Origin of the sequence: Rhodococcus sp. 14-1411-2a (assembly GCF_002259485.1) — a bacterium.
In the GTDB taxonomy this organism is placed as follows: domain Bacteria; phylum Actinomycetota; class Actinomycetes; order Mycobacteriales; family Mycobacteriaceae; genus Rhodococcoides.
This window is the reverse complement of record NZ_NPGA01000008.1, coordinates 188,823-203,597: the sequence shown is the minus strand read 5'-3', so window position 1 is coordinate 203,597 and position 14,775 is coordinate 188,823. Positions and strand designations below refer to the sequence as shown.

General features: G+C 64.7%; 14 protein-coding genes. 7 read left to right on the top strand and 7 right to left on the bottom strand.

The features are described 5' to 3' along the window. The first annotated feature begins 44 nt into the window (after window positions 1-44). The 5 genes from CH291_RS04875 to CH291_RS04855 all read left to right on the top strand — a co-directional run bounded on the left by CH291_RS04875 (window position 45) and on the right by CH291_RS04855 (window position 6,535). Window positions 45-2,141 (top strand): hydantoinase/oxoprolinase family protein, encoded by a 2,097-nt coding sequence (locus CH291_RS04875; protein WP_094686851.1) that lies wholly within the window; start codon window positions 45-47, stop codon window positions 2,139-2,141. Continuing rightward, a complete protein-coding gene (locus CH291_RS04870; protein WP_094669624.1) occupies window positions 2,141-4,030 on the top strand; it encodes a hydantoinase B/oxoprolinase family protein in 1,890 nt (629 codons plus the stop codon). The genes CH291_RS04875 and CH291_RS04870 overlap by 1 nt, the downstream gene beginning before the upstream one ends. Beyond that, complete coding sequence (locus CH291_RS04865; protein WP_094686850.1) at window positions 4,027-4,656, top strand: isochorismatase family protein; 630 nt, start codon at window positions 4,027-4,029, stop codon at window positions 4,654-4,656. Before CH291_RS04870 ends, CH291_RS04865 begins: the two co-directional genes overlap by 4 nt. Window positions 4,657-4,826: 170 nt before the next feature. Next, window positions 4,827-6,041, top strand: coding sequence for an acyl-CoA dehydrogenase family protein (locus tag CH291_RS04860; RefSeq protein ID WP_094638213.1), 1,215 nt, complete (start codon window positions 4,827-4,829; stop codon window positions 6,039-6,041). Window positions 6,042-6,136: 95 nt separating this feature from the next. Continuing rightward, window positions 6,137-6,535, top strand: coding sequence for a VOC family protein (locus CH291_RS04855; protein WP_068056035.1), 399 nt, complete (start codon window positions 6,137-6,139; stop codon window positions 6,533-6,535). Window positions 6,536-6,555: 20 nt separating this feature from the next. Here the strand turns inward: CH291_RS04855 and CH291_RS04850 are convergent, their stop codons facing one another. From CH291_RS04850 to CH291_RS04835, 4 genes are all read right to left on the bottom strand, one after another. Next, window positions 6,556-8,064, bottom strand: a complete 1,509-nt coding sequence (locus tag CH291_RS04850; RefSeq protein ID WP_094669622.1) for a protein adenylyltransferase SelO — start codon at window positions 8,062-8,064, stop codon at window positions 6,556-6,558. 60 nt (window positions 8,065-8,124) lie between these two features. After that, on the bottom strand, window positions 8,125-8,928 hold the full coding sequence (locus CH291_RS04845; RefSeq protein ID WP_094669621.1) for an ABC transporter ATP-binding protein: 804 nt from the start codon (window positions 8,926-8,928) through the stop codon (window positions 8,125-8,127). Further along, complete coding sequence (locus CH291_RS04840) at window positions 8,925-9,923, bottom strand: FecCD family ABC transporter permease (protein WP_373455107.1); 999 nt, start codon at window positions 9,921-9,923, stop codon at window positions 8,925-8,927. The genes CH291_RS04845 and CH291_RS04840 overlap by 4 nt, the downstream gene beginning before the upstream one ends. A 65-nt stretch (window positions 9,924-9,988) precedes the next feature. Then, entirely contained in the window at window positions 9,989-11,035 is a 1,047-nt protein-coding gene (locus tag CH291_RS04835; protein ID WP_094670486.1) for an ABC transporter substrate-binding protein, read from the bottom strand. Between the two features lie 180 nt (window positions 11,036-11,215). Between CH291_RS04835 and CH291_RS04830 the strand changes: the two genes are divergently transcribed. Beyond that, window positions 11,216-11,635, top strand: coding sequence for a nitroreductase/quinone reductase family protein (locus CH291_RS04830; protein WP_068056047.1), 420 nt, complete (start codon window positions 11,216-11,218; stop codon window positions 11,633-11,635). Window positions 11,636-11,751: 116 nt separating this feature from the next. Here the strand turns inward: CH291_RS04830 and CH291_RS04825 are convergent, their stop codons facing one another. Further along, window positions 11,752-12,369 carry an NAD(P)H-dependent oxidoreductase gene (locus CH291_RS04825; RefSeq protein ID WP_094670485.1) on the bottom strand — a complete coding sequence of 206 codons (618 nt, stop codon included), beginning with the start codon at window positions 12,367-12,369 and terminating at the stop codon, window positions 11,752-11,754. Window positions 12,370-12,448: 79 nt separating this feature from the next. Between CH291_RS04825 and CH291_RS04820 the strand changes: the two genes are divergently transcribed. Beyond that, window positions 12,449-13,024, top strand: coding sequence for a TetR/AcrR family transcriptional regulator (locus CH291_RS04820; RefSeq protein WP_068056052.1), 576 nt, complete (start codon window positions 12,449-12,451; stop codon window positions 13,022-13,024). Between the two features lie 9 nt (window positions 13,025-13,033). Here CH291_RS04820 and CH291_RS04815 read toward each other — a convergent pair whose 3' ends face one another. After that, window positions 13,034-13,825, bottom strand: a complete 792-nt coding sequence (locus tag CH291_RS04815; RefSeq protein ID WP_068056055.1) for an ABC transporter ATP-binding protein — start codon at window positions 13,823-13,825, stop codon at window positions 13,034-13,036. Next, a complete protein-coding gene (locus CH291_RS04810; RefSeq protein WP_179272170.1) occupies window positions 13,822-14,769 on the bottom strand; it encodes a FecCD family ABC transporter permease in 948 nt (315 codons plus the stop codon). Before CH291_RS04810 ends, CH291_RS04815 begins: the two co-directional genes overlap by 4 nt. Window positions 14,770-14,775 lie beyond the last annotated feature (6 nt).

The window sequence follows — 14,775 nt, the reverse complement described above, 5'->3', positions numbered from 1 at the left end:
CGCATCGTCCTCACTCACCGCACCGCACACCACCGGAGATCATCATGCGCTATCGACTCGGAGTCGACGTCGGCGGAACTTTCACCGACGTTCTGCTTCTCGAAGAAACGACCGGTACCACCTACAGAGCCAAGACTCCGTCGACGCCGGCCGATCAGTCCGTCGGGGTGTTGAACGGCATCGACAAAGTGTGCTCGAAGGCCGGCATCGAACCGTCGGAGATCGATCAGGTGCTCCACGGCACCACGGTGGCGACCAACGCCATCCTGCAGGGCCGGGGAGCGCGCGTCGGACTCGTCACCACGGACGGGTTCAGGCAGGTCCTGCAGATCGCCAGATCGTACGTACCGGGAGGGTTGGCGGGATGGATCATCTGGCCGAAGCCCGAACCGCTTGCAGCGCTGGAGAACACCGTCGAGGTCGTGGGTCGTCTGGCGGCGGACGGCTCCGAGGTGACGGCGCTCGACGAGAACCAGGCGCGGGGTCAGTTGCGTCGCCTCGCCGGTGCCGGTATCGAAGCGCTGACGATCTCGCTCATCAACTCCTATGCGAACGACGCACACGAGAAGAAGATCGCCGAGTGGGCTGCCGACGAGCTCCCGGGCATTCCGATCTCCATCTCCAGTCAGGTCCTGCCCGAGATGCGGGAGTACGAGCGGACCCTGACCACCGTGGCCAACAGCTACGTTCAGCCCGAGGTGTCGCGTTACGTACGCAATCTCGACAACTCGTTGCAGGACAGGGGGATCAAGGCTCCGCTGTCGATCCTACGAAGTGACGGCGGACTGGTGCAGTCGGCGAAGGCATCGGAGGCGCCGGTGTCGTTGCTGTTGTCGGGTCCGGCGGGTGGGGTTACCGGGGCCGTGTGGTTCGCCGAGCAAGCCGGTTTCTCCGACTTTCTCACCTTCGACATGGGCGGGACGTCCACAGACGTCGCCCTCGTGCTCGGTGGGCAACCACGTATCGGCCGTGAGACCAAGGTCGGCGACCTCGCCGTCCGCGCGACGAGCGTGGACGTGCGAACGGTCGGTGCCGGTGGCGGTTCCATCGCGCACGTGCCCGAGTTGACGCGAGCATTGAGGGTCGGGCCGCAATCGGCCGGGGCCGACCCCGGGCCTGCCGCCTACGGAAAAGGCGGAACCGACCCGACGGTGACCGACGCGAACGTCGTTCTCGGTTACCTCCCGGCCTCCTTGGCGGGCGGGGAGGTAGATCTCGACGCCGACGCGAGTCGCACCGCGGTGGCGACGATCGCCGAGGCCATCGGCTTGGCCGGTCCGGAGGAAGCCGCATCCGGAATTGTCGACATCGTCAACGAGAACATGTTCGGCGCACTGCGATTGGTCAGTGTGCAGCAGGGCTACGACCCTCGCGATTTCGCACTCGTCTCGTTCGGCGGTGCCGGGCCGCTGCACGCCAACGCGCTGGGTCGACTGACCGGGTCGTGGCCGGTGATCGTCCCGCCGTCGCCCGGGGTCCTCTGCGCGTACGGCGACGCCACGACGTGTCTTCGGGACGAGGCTGCGCGCACCATGGTTCGTGCCTTCTCCGACATCGACGACGCCGAGTTGCGCACAGCTCTTGCCGAATTGGCCGATGCGGCGTCGGAAAGGCTCTCGTCCGAGGGCGTGCCAGCAGACCAGCAGACCGCTACCTATCAGGTGGACCTGCGCTATCAGGGTCAGGGTTTCGAGATTCCCGTCGACCTCGACGCGTCCGCCCTCGATTCGGGGGAGCTGTTGTCGACTCTCGGCTCTGCCTTCGACGCCGAACACCAGCGACTGTTCTCGTTCCTGCTCAAGAACGAACGCGAGGTCATCAACCTCCGAGTCACGGTCAGTGGTCCACGCCCCGAGGTGGCGTTCCAGCCGTTGGAGGACGGTGGCGACGATCCATCCGCGGCGCTGATCACCACGAACGACGTCTGGATGGACGGGCAGTACGCAAAGGCAGGCATCTACGACCGCTCGAAACTGTTGGCAGGCAACGTCGTGACGGGTCCGGCAGTGATCACGGAGATGGACTCCACCACGCTGGTGCTGTCCGGACACACGGCCACGGTCCACCGCAGTGCATGCCTTCTCATCAACCCCGTCGGCACCGACGACACCCATCGCACCACTCGACTGCAGGAGAGCTGATGGCCACCATCATCGAGACCTCGAAGACCCCGTTCACCACGGTTCCCGTCGACCCGATCACGCTCGACATCATCGAGAACGCCCTGCGAAACGCCCGTGCCGAGATGGACGAGGTCCTCTTCAGGACGGCACTGTCGCCGGGTATCCGCGAACAGCACGACGAATTTCCCCTCATCGCCGATCCGAGCGGCAAAATGGTGGTCGGGCAGTTCGGCCTGTCCGTTCCCGACTTCCTCGACAACTTCTCCGGCACCGTCGGCGAGGGCGACATCCTGCTCACCTCCGATCCTTACGCGTGTGGTGCTGCCATCAGTCACGCCAACGACTGGCTGATCGTGTTGCCCATCTTCCACAGCGGACGGGTCGTCGGTTGGTCGTCGATGTTCGGGCACATGGCCGACGTCGGGGGTAAGACGCCGTCGTCCATGCCGACCGATGCACACACCATCTTCGAGGAGGGCGTCGTCATCCCGCCCTTCAAGCTCTACAGCGCAGGCGAATTGAACGAGACCGCCCTGGACATCATTCTCAACCAGGTGCGCAAGCCGGACTGGAACCGAGCAGACCTGAACGGACTGGTCGCAGCGTGCACCACCGCGTCGCGGCGCATCGTCGAACTCTGCGACCGGTTCGGCGTCGACGTGTATCTGTCGGCGCTCGACGCGTTGCTCGACAGGAACTATCAGGCCATGAAGGTGCTGCTCGCGATGCTGTTCGTCGACGGCGAGACCATCGAGTTCAGCGACTTCATCTGCGATGACGGATGTGGTTACGGCCCTTACGAACTGACCATCGAGCTGACCCGGCACGGGGAGAAGATCCACCTCGACTTCAGCAAGGCGGCACCGCAGGCCGTCGGGCCGATCAACTACTTCATCAACGAGAATCTCGTACGCATGTTCTTCGGCATCTACGTCATCACCGTGGCCGACCCGCAGATTCTGTGGAACGACGGCTTCTATCCGTTGATCGACGTGACCATTCCAGAGGACTCGTTCTGGAAGCCGCGCTATCCGGCTGCACTCAACGGCCGCAACCACGGAATCGGCCGTGTCTTCGACCTTTTCGGTGGGCTGCTGGGTAAGAACAACCCCGAGATTCTCAACGCCGCAGGCTTCTCGTCGTCGCCGCACTTCATGTACTCCGGTCACTACGACGGGGGCGCGCGGGACGGGGAGTGGTTCCAGCTGTACTCGATCGGATTCGGAGGTATCCCCGGTCGTCCGATGGGAGACGGGCCGGACGGTCACTCGCTGTGGCCGTCGTTCGTCAACATCCCCTGCGAGTACCTCGAGTCCTACTATCCGCTGCGTGTCGAGCGGTGGGAGACCGTCACCGACACCGGCGGGGCCGGGCTTCATCGCGGCGGCAACGGCGTCGACGTGGCGTACTACTTCGAGGAGCCGGGCACCATCGCCATTCACGACGACCGGTGGCTCACGTATCCGTGGGGTGTCAACGGCGGTAAACCCGGTGCGAGAGGGAAGAAGTGGATCGTCCGAGCATCGGGTGAGGTCGAGGTGTTGGCCAGCAAGATCCACGAGGTACCGGTGGGACGAGGCGACGTGCTGCACTTCGTCACGTGGGGCGGCGGCGGTTGGGGCGACCCGCTGAAGCGGGATCCCGAACTGGTCGGTCTCGAAGTTCGGCGGGGTCTGGTCAGTACCGAGGGTGCCCGCATCGGCTACGGAATCGTCTGCGATGCCGACGGTGTCGTCGATTCGTCCGCCTCCGAGGCCGCGCGCAGTGAGATGTCTGCCGCGCGCGGGGAGATCGCAGTGTTCGACAAGGGGCCGTCGATCGAGAAGATCCTCGAGCGGTGCGAGGCCGAAACCGGATTGCCCGCCCCGCGTCCGCCGGTGAACGTCCGTAAGGCAGTGCGCGCGTGAGCGACACGCTCGGGTCGTACCGGGAGTCGGGATTTGCCGGTGAGCTGGGCCCCGGCCGTAACCCGGCGGTTCTGGTGGTCGACATCGTCGCGGCCTACCTGGTGGACGGCTCGCCCCTGCGTGCCCCGGTGGAAGCGGCAGTAGAGGCTGCGGCACAGCTGGTTTCGGTCGCACGATCAGCCGGTGTTCCGGTTGTGTTCACCCGGGTCAGCTATCAGCCCGGCGGAACCGACGGCGGGCTCTTCACGACGAAGATTCCGGCTCTGACGGTCTTCGAGGAGGGCTCGGAACTGGGCGAATTTCCCGTCGACCCCCGTCCGATCGCCGGGGAGACCGTGGTGACCAAGCAGTATGCAAGTGCGTTCTTCGGTACCTCTCTGGCGGCCACTCTCACCGCCCGCGGCATGGACACGCTGTACATCTGTGGGTTGACCACCAGCGGCTGCATCCGTGCAAGCGCGACCGACGCACTGCAGCACGGTTTCCGTCCTCTGGTGGTGGCAGATGCGTGTGGTGATCGGGAGCCGGGCATGCACGAGTCGAACCTGCTCGACCTGCAGGCCAAATATGCGGACGTCATCGATCTCGCGCAGGCAATCGGCCAGTTCGGGTCGTCTTCTGGGTGACGGCTGTTCGAGCCACAGATGAAGATCAGCTCCTCGGATTCGAATACTCGACGCCGATCGGAGGCTGAGATCCGAAACGGGAGAGCCGATGTGGTGGGACGGTTCCGTCCTGCCAGGAAAATCCCGTCGGTTCGGACGAATCGATCCACCCATGGGGGGATAGTGGTTCCATGGACACGCTGAATCCCGATGTACCGGACGACGTCTTCGCGGACGTGTTGAAGCAGATCTCGCAGTTCGTGCGCTCACGTGTGGTTCCTCGTGAACTGGAGATCATGAACAACGATTCGATTCCGGACGATCTGCGACAGCAGGCCGCGGAGATGGGTCTGTTCGGCTACGCGATTCCGCAGGAGTGGGGCGGTGTGGGCCTGAATTTGATTCAGGACGTCGAGGTGGCCATGGAGCTCGGTTACACCTCGCTGTCGTTGCGATCGATGTTCGGCACCAACAACGGGATCGCCGGGCAGGTGCTCGTGGGGTTCGGTACCGAGGAGCAGAAGGCGACGTGGTTGCCGGGCATGGCAACCGGCGACGTCGTTGCGTCCTTCGCGCTGACCGAGGACGGGGCCGGGTCGAATCCAGCGGGGTTGAAGACGACGGCGACGGTCGAGGGCTCGGGTTGGGTGATCAACGGCAGCAAGCGCTACATCACCAATGCGCCGATCGCGAACATGTTCGTCGTCTTCGCCAAATTGGACCCGAAACCGCAGAGTGGCAACGGTATTGCAGTATTTCTGGTCCCTTCCGACACGGCCGGCATCGAGGTGGGCGTCAAGGACGCGAAGATGGGGCAGCAGGGCTCGGGCACTGCCGACGTGAACTTCACCGACGTGCGCGTCGAGGCCGATGCGTTGGTGGGCGGCAACGGCGACGCCGGAGTGGAGCCTGCGGAACGACCCAAGATCGATATCGGGTACAAGGCGGCTATGACGTCGTTGGCGCGGGGGCGGGTGCATATCGCGGCGTTGGCCGTCGGTCAGGCGCAGCGTGCCTTGGACGAGTCGGTGGCTCATGCCGCGTCGTCCACTCAGGGCGGGGAGCCGATCGGCAACTTCCAGTTGGTGCAGGCGATGATCGCCGATCAACAGGTCGGTGTCATGGCGGGCCGGGCGATGGTGCGTGAGGCGGCGCGGGCGTGGGTGCAGGAGACCGATCGCCGTATCGCGCCGTCTGCGGTGAAGCTGTTCTGCACCGAGATGGTCGGCCAGGTCGCCGATCTGGCTGTTCAGATTCACGGTGGTGCCGGGTACATGCGTGAGGTGCCGGTGGAGCGCATCTACCGTGATGTCCGGCTGCTTCGGTTGTACGAGGGGACCAGCGAGATTCAACGACTGATCGTCGGCGGCGGCCTGATCAGAGCCGAACAGAAGCGGACGTCGTGAACACAACCCCGCCGAACGGGCAGTATTGCGCTGATCTCGGGTGGCACACAGACGTCGGTGCCTAACGTGGACGGGGACGACGAAAGGACCAGCGCATGTCGCACTTCCCCGGCCTCTCCCACGTGGCCGTGACCGTATCCGATCTTGCCGCCAGCACCGAGTGGTACTCACGACTGTTCGATGCGTCCCCCGTACTCGACGAGGACGAAGAATCCGGCAACTATCACCACACCGTGTTCGCGCTCGACGGCGGAATGCTGTTCGGATTGCACACCCACGGCGACGCTCAGGTCTCCGGTGCCTTCGACGAGAAGAGAACGGGCGTGGACCACATCGCGTTCGGCTGCACACAGGACGACCTGGCGTCTTGGGTATCGACGCTCGACCGACTCGGCATCGCGCACAGCGGTATCGAACACGCACACTACGGTTCCGGAATCTCGTTCCGTGATCCCGACAACATTGCCCTCGAATTCTTCGCTGCGCCTGCCTGACCGCGCTGCCCGTCACATCTTCAGGTCCCGCAGAAGGTCCGAAATCCGGCGCTGAAGTTCGCAGGCGCGGGCAGGGCGTACTCGGACCGTTCGTCGCGGCGGTCGAACGGTGTCGTGACGACGTCGAGCAGACGCTGGACAGGCGCGAGATCGCCCTCGGTCGCGGACCTGAGTGCGGCGTCGACCAGATGGTTGCGGGGAATGTAGGCGGGGTTGACGCGATCCATCCCGTCGGCGATCGATGAATAGTCCTGTCCCCGCGCCGAAACCGCTGTCCGCCAACGCTCGAGCCACTCCGCGGACGCGTCCGGTGGAACGAGGGAGTCGAAGGGCGACGAGTCTCCGCGCAGGTTTTCGGCGAGGGCACGGAAGGTCAGGGTCCAGTCGGCGCGGTGGTCGGTGAGCAACCGATGCAGTTCGTCGACGAGCGCCGCGTCCGCGCCATCGTCTGCCAGGCCGAGCTTGAGGGCCATCGCGGCAGAGTAGTGCCGGCGGTAGCGTTCCCCGAACGTGTCCAGCACCGCGGTGAGAGCCGTGATGGCGGTATCGGGCGTCGAATCGACCAGGGGCAGTAGTGTTTCGCCGAACCTGGCCAGATTCCACCCGAGCACTGCGGGTTGATTGCCGTAGGCATAGCGTCCGCCGTGGTCGATGGAGCTGAACACCGTAGCCGGATCGTAGGAGTCGAGAAATGCGCACGGTCCGTAGTCGATGGTCTCCCCGGAGATCGTCGTGTTGTCGGTGTTCATTACACCGTGCACGAATCCGACCGACATCCACTGCGCGACAAGCGATGCCTGGGCTTCGACGACAGCCTCGAAGAAGGCGAGACAGCGCTCCTCGACCGGCAGCTCGAGCAGTTCCGGATAGTGGCGGGCTATCGCGTAGTCGGCGAGGGGCTGCGTGAGCCCCTCGCGCCGAGCCGCGAACTCGAAGGTGCCCACCCGCAGATGGCTCGACGCGACCCTGGCAAGCACTGCCCCGGGCTGCGGACCTCCTTCTCGCACCACCTGTTCACCGGTGGTGACGACGGCGAGCGAACGTGTGGTGGGAATGTGCAGCGCGTGCATCGCTGCGCTGATGAGGTACTCGCGCAGCATGGCGCCCACTACCGCTCTCCCGTCGCCCCCACGCGAGAACGGGGTAGCGCCGGACCCCTTGAGATGCAGATCGACTCGATGGCCCCGATCATCGCGCAGCTCGCCGAGCAGCAGTGCTCGGCCGTCCCCCAGCAGGGGAACGAAATTGCCGAACTGATGACCCGCGTACGCCATTGCCACAGTGGCGGATTCGGCCGGAGGAATCGACCCGGACAGCACACCGGCTGCCTCGGCCGTGCGCAGCGACGTCGGGTCGAGCGCGAGAGACCGAGCGAGGTCATCGTCGAGAATCAGCACCCGAGGAACCGGCGCGTGGGTGCCCTGCCACGGCACTGTCAGTCCAGGAACCTCGTCGGCGAAGGTCGTCTCGAACCCGAATGCGGGCAGGCCCGTGGTCGGTACCGTCGGTTGCGGCGAGGAGTCGGTCATGACAGAAGGATTACCACGAATCTCCGTACCCAACCCTGAGGGCACAGCATCGCGAACCTTTCAGGTGCCGAGTACCCGGCGGTTGTCCTCGAACAACTCGTGCACGGTGCCCGCATCGAAGCGGATGTGTACGCGCCCGTCGCCGTCTCCGGACACTCGCGCTCGCACCTCGTAGACCTCGGCGATCAGTTCCTCGGTCAGCACCTCCGCGGGTGTGCCGCCTGCGACGACCCTGCCGTCCTTGAGAACCAGGACCTCGTCGCAGAACATCGCCGCCAGGTTCAGGTCGTGGAGCGCGACGACGCTGGTGATCGGCAGGCGCGCAACGAGGGCCAACAGCTCGAGCTGGTGATGGATATCGAGATGGTTGGTGGGTTCGTCCAGCAACATCTCGCGGGGCTGTTGGGCGAGTGCGCGAGCGATGTGCGCCCGCTGCTGCTCACCACCGGAGAGCGTGCGCCACAATCGATCCGCTTTGTCGGTGAGTCCGGTCTGCGCGAGTGCATCGTCCACGGCGTCGTCGTCCAGGTCGCTTCCACCGAAAGCCCCGCGATGCGGGATGCGTCCCAGACGCACGACGTCTCCGACCGTCACGTCGACGTCCGTGTGCGCGTGCTGTCCGACGACCGCGACCGCGCGGGCGATGTGTCTGCGCTTGAGCGAACCGAGCTCCGCACCGTCGAGTTCGACGACACCAGCGGTGGGTGATGCGGCCCCGGCCATCAGGTGGAGCAGTGAGGACTTACCGGAACCGTTGGGGCCCAACAGTCCCACCATGCGACCGGGCCCCGGATGCAGGGTCACGCCGTCGACCACCAGGACGCCACCGCGCTTCCAGGACACGTTCGATGCGTGCAGTGTCATCGAATTCCCCTCCTTCGAGCCATGATCGCGATGAAGGCCGGAACGCCGACCAACGCCGTTCCGACGCCGACCGGAAGTGGGGTCGGCGCAAACGCGACCCGGGAGACGGCGTCGACCCACACCATGAAGATCGCGCCGATGACGGCAGTGGTGGGCACGAGGCGGCTGTGGTTGGGCCCTACCAACAGTCGCGCGGCGTGCGGAAGAATGAGGCCGACGAAACCGATCGCACCGGCGACGCTGACCAATGTCGCGGTGATCAGGGCGGTGCCGACGAGCAGAGCCAATCGGACCTTCTTGACGTCGAAGCCGAGCGAGGACGCCACCGAGTTGCCGAACGCGAACGCGTCGAGGACGTACGCGTAGTAACAACACACCACCGCGCCGATGCCGGCCACGGTCACACACAGCACGACGTCGTTCCATCGCACACCCTCGAACGAACCGAGCAGCCAGAACATCACGCCGCGCGTCTCGTCCGAGTCGGCGAACGCGAAGATCACGAAAGACGTCAGGGCCGAGAACAATTGAGTGGTTGCAACACCGGCGAGAATCACGCGATCGTTTCCGCTGCCGGACATTCGGGCGAGAAACAACACCAGGCCGAACGCGACGAGTGCACCGATGAACGCACCACCGGACAGCCCGAGCGCGGCCCCGCCGACACCGAGGACACCGACCACGACGGCACCCGTCGAGGCACCCGAGGAGACACCGAGCACGAACGGGTCCGCCAGGGGATTACGCAGAAGCGACTGCATGATGACGCCGCAGATGCCGAGTCCGACGCCACTTGCTGCAGCGACGAGCGCACGGGGGAGTCGCTCCTCCCAGATGATCGCGTTCTTCGATACCTTCACCGGGATGTCGGTGATGCCGAGATGGTTGAGCACCACGTCGCGCACGTTGACCAGCGAGATGTTCGCCGGCCCGAGGGTGATGGCGACGAGAACCGACACCACGCACAGCACGACCCCGCCCAGCAGGGCGAACACCCAACGCCACAGGCTGCGGGAGGTCTGCGATCGCTGGGCGGAGCGCCGACGGGTGATGGTCGCGGTCAGGACGACAGTCCCAGGTCTCGCAGTCCGGCCGACACCTTCTCGACACCGTCGACGGCCCGGATCGACGGGTTCATCTCCGCACCGTGCAAGGAGATGTAGCGCTTGTCTCGGACGGCGGCCATCGTGCTCGTGACGGGGTCGGACTCGAGGAATGCGATCTTGTCGGCGAGCAGGTCACCGGGAAAACGGTTGCGCGCCAGGTCTCCCAGTACCAGGACGGTCGGATCCCGATCCACCATGGTCTCCCAGCCGACGGCAGGCCAGTCGTCGTCGGTGTCGGCGAAGACGTTCGTCATACCGACCGTTCTGGCGAGTAGATCGGCCGATCCCCGTCCGCCTGCGATGTACGGACTCTTGGTGTCCGCGAACCAGAATGCCACGGAGACATCCGATTCGGCAGTGGTCGCGGTGGCGTCGGCCATGCGGGTCTTCAGTTCGTCGACGAACTCGGCACCGCGCTCGTTGACGTCGAAGATCGCCGCGAGTTCGGTGATCTCCTGGTACAGCGACTCCATCGTGAGCGGAGTCGTTCGGGTGTTGCCCCCGTTGACACTGCGACCGGCGTCGCAGTCGGTGGGTGAAAGATACGTGGCCGCACCGGTTTCGGAGAAGCGGGACCGCTGAGCGACGCCGCCTTGCTCGAAGTGGCGTCCGAACGATGCGGTGACGAGATCGGGTTCGGTATCGACCACGACCTCGTAGGTGGGGGCGTTGTCGGCCAGTCGGGGAACCGAGGCGTTCGCGTCGGCGAGGTTCTCGCGGACCGGATCGGTCCAGGACGCGGTGCCGACCATTCGGTCCTGCACGCCGAGCGAGAGGAGAATTTCGGTGGAGTTCTGATCCAGCGACACCACCCGCTGAGGTGCCGAGTCGAAGGTCACCGACTCTCCGCAGTTGTCGATCGTCAGAGGGTAGGTGGTCCCACCTGCGGTGGTGTCCGAGACCGCTTCGGGAACCTCCTCGGAGGCTCCGCACGCGACGAGCGATCCGACCAGGGCAGCAGCGGCGGCGAGGGTGCCTGCGCGGCGACGAACGTTGAGCACGTGGGATGTCCTTCGGGTTCCGACAGCAACGAGCCGCCGGGGATCACCCGACGGCGCAGCGCGCCCGAGGCGCGCATGAGCACAGGCTAACCTTTGGTTGGCGGTGATGGAAATCGTCGCCGCTGAGCCGTCGGTGAGAAACCGGTCCGCGCCGACGCTGTCCGCGACATAATCGGTGGTATGGCCGACTTCAACGAGATGATCATCGAGGAGTTCCGCAGTAACGGTGGACACGTGTCCACGGCTGGGTTCGGCGATTCCCTTGTCGTCGTGCACTCGATCGGTGCCAAGAGTGGCGAGATCCGGCTGAATCCGCTGATGGCGATTTCCCAGGAAGGCAGCTGGTTGATCGTCGGCTCGGCCGCAGGTTCACCCAAAGACCCCGCCTGGGTTCACAATCTGCGCGCACATCCTCGCGTCGACATCGAGGTTCCCCACGATGGGGGAGTACGGACCGTCGCAGTGGAGGCCTCGGAAGTCCCCGACGCCGAATGGGCCGACAGTTGGCAGAAGTTCCTCGACGCCTCCTCCGGATTCGCGAAATACGTCGAGACCGCCGAGGGCCGTCGATTCCCGATCTTCCGCCTCACTCCCACCTGATCTCCCGGGGCGAGTTTTCCGACTTCGACAAGCGTTGCGCCTGAACGACAATGGACCTGAAATGGCAATGGATCCGTCGCCAGGGGACGCGGCGCTCCGAGCTCGTCGAGATCTGATCAGCCGGAGGCGAGGGCCTTCTGTCGGTCGGCCACCCGGCCGGCTATGGCAGAAGCGAGATCGGCGACCTCTGCATCGAGTTCCTCGCGACTCCTGGTATCGGTTTCGTACAGGAAGTTCGTCGATCCCACTGTTGCACCGCAGTATTCGATGATGCCTCGCTCGATCTGCGTACGGAAAGCGGCATCGACGCCGTGGCGCTCGAAGCTGTCGGCATCGTCGCCGGCAAGGGCAACCAGGTGGACGGTGAGTCGGTCCAGCTTCTTGTCGAACCCGACTCCAGGGCTGTATTCGTACGCCCATCCGCTGACGAAGACGCGATCGATCCACCCTTTCAGTAGCGCGGGCATCGACCACCAGTACATCGGGAAGACCAGAACCAGGTGATCGGCGCGATCGATTCGTTCTTGTTCGACACGTACGTCCTCCGGTGTGGTTCCGTTGCCGCGGAACAGCTTCAGGTCTGCGTCCTCGAATCGAGGATCGAAGTTCTCGGCCGCCAGATCGGCCGTCTCGACGGTGTCGCCCGCGGTGCGGATCGCGTCCGATACGGATCGAGCGACGTGGTGGGTCAGGGAGTCGGGGTCGGAATGGGAGACTACGACAAGTGTGGTCATGGCTGATTCCTTCGGTGAGGAGAAGCGGCTATGTACCAAGAGTAGGTTACTATTCGTATATAGCGCAAGGAGGTGCCCGATGGCCCGGACGCGACTGTCTCGCTCCGACCGATACGACCAGTTGGTGGATGTCTCCTGGGCTCTCGTGCGGGCGGAAGGAGCCGACGCTCTGACGCTCGGCCGACTCGCTGAACACGCCGGCGTCGCAAAACCCGTGGTGTACAGCCACTTCGCCTCGCGTGCGGAACTCCTGGCCGCCCTGTTCACGGAATTCGACGACCGGCAAACGGTCATGCTCGAGGAATCCCTCCACGCCGCGCCCACCTCGTTGAACGGCCGCGCACACGCAATCGCCAACTCGTACGTGGGCTGCGCGTTGGCGCAGGGGCGTGAGCTGACGGGTGTACTGGCGGCATTGGAGGGCTCGCCCGAACTCGAACAGGTCAAGCGATCGGCCGAACGGGCGTATTCCGATCGATGCCGGTCGATTCTCGAGCCGTTCAGCGGCTCCGGCGGGATCTCGGCATCGTCGATCACCGCGATCTTCGGTGCAGCGGAAGCGCTGTCGCACGCGGCGGTATCGGGCGCAATCGCACCCGAGGAAGCCACAGGTGAACTGGCCGAGCTGATCATCGCCGTCGTGGGGAAACACTGACCCCGCAGCTCACTCGGCGATGAACATCGGTCTACCGACAACCGGATCTGTCACTACTCGGGCGCGGATCTCGAATACCTCGTCCAGCAGCGTCGGTGTCACGATGTCGCTGGGATGCCCGTCGGCGACGATCGCACCATCACGCATGGCCACGATCCGGTCGCAGTACCGCGCCGCCTGATTGAGATCGTGCAGCACCATCACCACGGTCTTCCCTCGATTCTCGACCAGATCGACGACCAGTTCCATCACGTCGATCTGATGACGCACGTCGAGATACGTGGTGGGTTCGTCCAGTAGCAGCACTTCGGTTTCCTGGGCCAAAGCCATTGCGATCCAGGTACGTTGACGCTCACCGCCGGAGAGCGATTCGACAGTGCGGTCGGCGAGGTGGAGGATTCCGGTCGAGCGCATCGCCGTGTGCATGGCCTCGTCGTCGTGCCGTCTGAGCATCGACATCGCACCGAGCCGCGGATATCGACCCTGCTCGACCAGCTCGCGGACGCGTAGCCCGGGCGGTGCGACAGCGGTCTGAGGCAGGATCGCAAGTCTTCTGGCTGTCTCGATCGACGATCGGTCACGCACAGGGATGCCGTCCAGCCGCACCTGTCCGTGGCGAGGGACCAACACCCTGGCCAAAGCCATCAGCAACGTCGACTTGCCGGATCCGTTGGGGCCGACCAGCGCGGTGACCGTTCTCTTCTCGATGGCGATGTCGAGGTGTTCGGATACCGTCCGATTGCGATACCCGAGACCGAGGTCGACGGTCTCGAGAATCGGTGTGGTGACGTATTCCGTCATCGAGCATCCTTTCGGATCAGCCAGATGAGATAGGGAGCGCCGACGAGTGCCGTCACAGCCCCGACCGGGAGTCCCGATACGTCTGGTCCGTTGCCTGGTATGTCGATCGAGGCACTGAAGGCGAGAAGGTCTGCGGCGGACAGCAGCACGGCACCACCGATCACGCTGACCGGAATCAGTCCCCTGTGGTCGCCGCCGAGGGCGGCCCGTGCGGCGTGGGGGGCGATCAATCCGACGAACGCGACGGCACCCGCGGCCGTGACCGCCGTCGACGTGGCCAGTACCGCGATGGCGAGCAGCAACATTCGAGTCCTGTGGGGGCGAATCCCGAGGCCGGTGGATGTCGCGTCGCCCAGCACGAGCGCATTTGCGCGCGAAGCACACAGCAGACCGGCCGGTATCAGTACCATTGCCCAGGGCCACAATCGATTCCAGTCGTCCGTTGTCCTTGCATTGAGAGAGCCGATCAGCCATCGAAGAACCACGCCCATCGGTTGTGCATCGACGACGAGCAGCAGTGATGTCACCGCGGACAGGACAGCGCCGATGAGGATTCCCGCGACCGCCAGGGAGCGTCGGCCCAGCAGGTACAGAGCCAGTCCGGCACATGCGGCACCGAGCAGTGACGCCAGGGGTGCGGCACCGGAGGCGGGCAACACCAGAAACGACACCACAACGCCCAGCGCCGCACCGGATCCCACACCTGTCGTCGACGGTTCGGCCAGTGGGTTTCGCATGACTGCTTGCAGCAACACGCCTGCCAGTGCGAGGAGTGCACCGGCAACCAATCCGACGAGCACTCGTGGAAGACGGTAGTTCCTGACGATGATCTCGTGTGCCCGCACCTCCGACGTGCCGGTCAGTACTCTGATCACCTCGGCCGTTTCGAGTTCGCTGCGCCCCGAGACGAGGTGAAGTATCACCAGGCCGGCGATGCACGTCATCCCGAT

Coding starts and splice junctions, on each gene's coding strand:
- CH291_RS04875 (WP_094686851.1), top strand. CDS start 45: ATGCGCTATCGACTCGGAGTCGACGTCGGCGGAACTTTCACCGACGTT.
- CH291_RS04860 (WP_094638213.1), top strand. CDS start 4,827: ATGGACACGCTGAATCCCGATGTACCGGACGACGTCTTCGCGGACGTG.
- CH291_RS04815 (WP_068056055.1), bottom strand. CDS start 13,825: ATGACGGAATACGTCACCACACCGATTCTCGAGACCGTCGACCTCGGT.
- CH291_RS04825 (WP_094670485.1), bottom strand. CDS start 12,369: ATGACCACACTTGTCGTAGTCTCCCATTCCGACCCCGACTCCCTGACC.
- CH291_RS04870 (WP_094669624.1), top strand. CDS start 2,141: ATGGCCACCATCATCGAGACCTCGAAGACCCCGTTCACCACGGTTCCC.
- CH291_RS04850 (WP_094669622.1), bottom strand. CDS start 8,064: ATGACCGACTCCTCGCCGCAACCGACGGTACCGACCACGGGCCTGCCC.
- CH291_RS04810 (WP_179272170.1), bottom strand. CDS start 14,769: ATGACGTGCATCGCCGGCCTGGTGATACTTCACCTCGTCTCGGGGCGC.
- CH291_RS04845 (WP_094669621.1), bottom strand. CDS start 8,928: ATGACACTGCACGCATCGAACGTGTCCTGGAAGCGCGGTGGCGTCCTG.
- CH291_RS04855 (WP_068056035.1), top strand. CDS start 6,137: ATGTCGCACTTCCCCGGCCTCTCCCACGTGGCCGTGACCGTATCCGAT.
- CH291_RS04820 (WP_068056052.1), top strand. CDS start 12,449: ATGGCCCGGACGCGACTGTCTCGCTCCGACCGATACGACCAGTTGGTG.
- CH291_RS04830 (WP_068056047.1), top strand. CDS start 11,216: ATGGCCGACTTCAACGAGATGATCATCGAGGAGTTCCGCAGTAACGGT.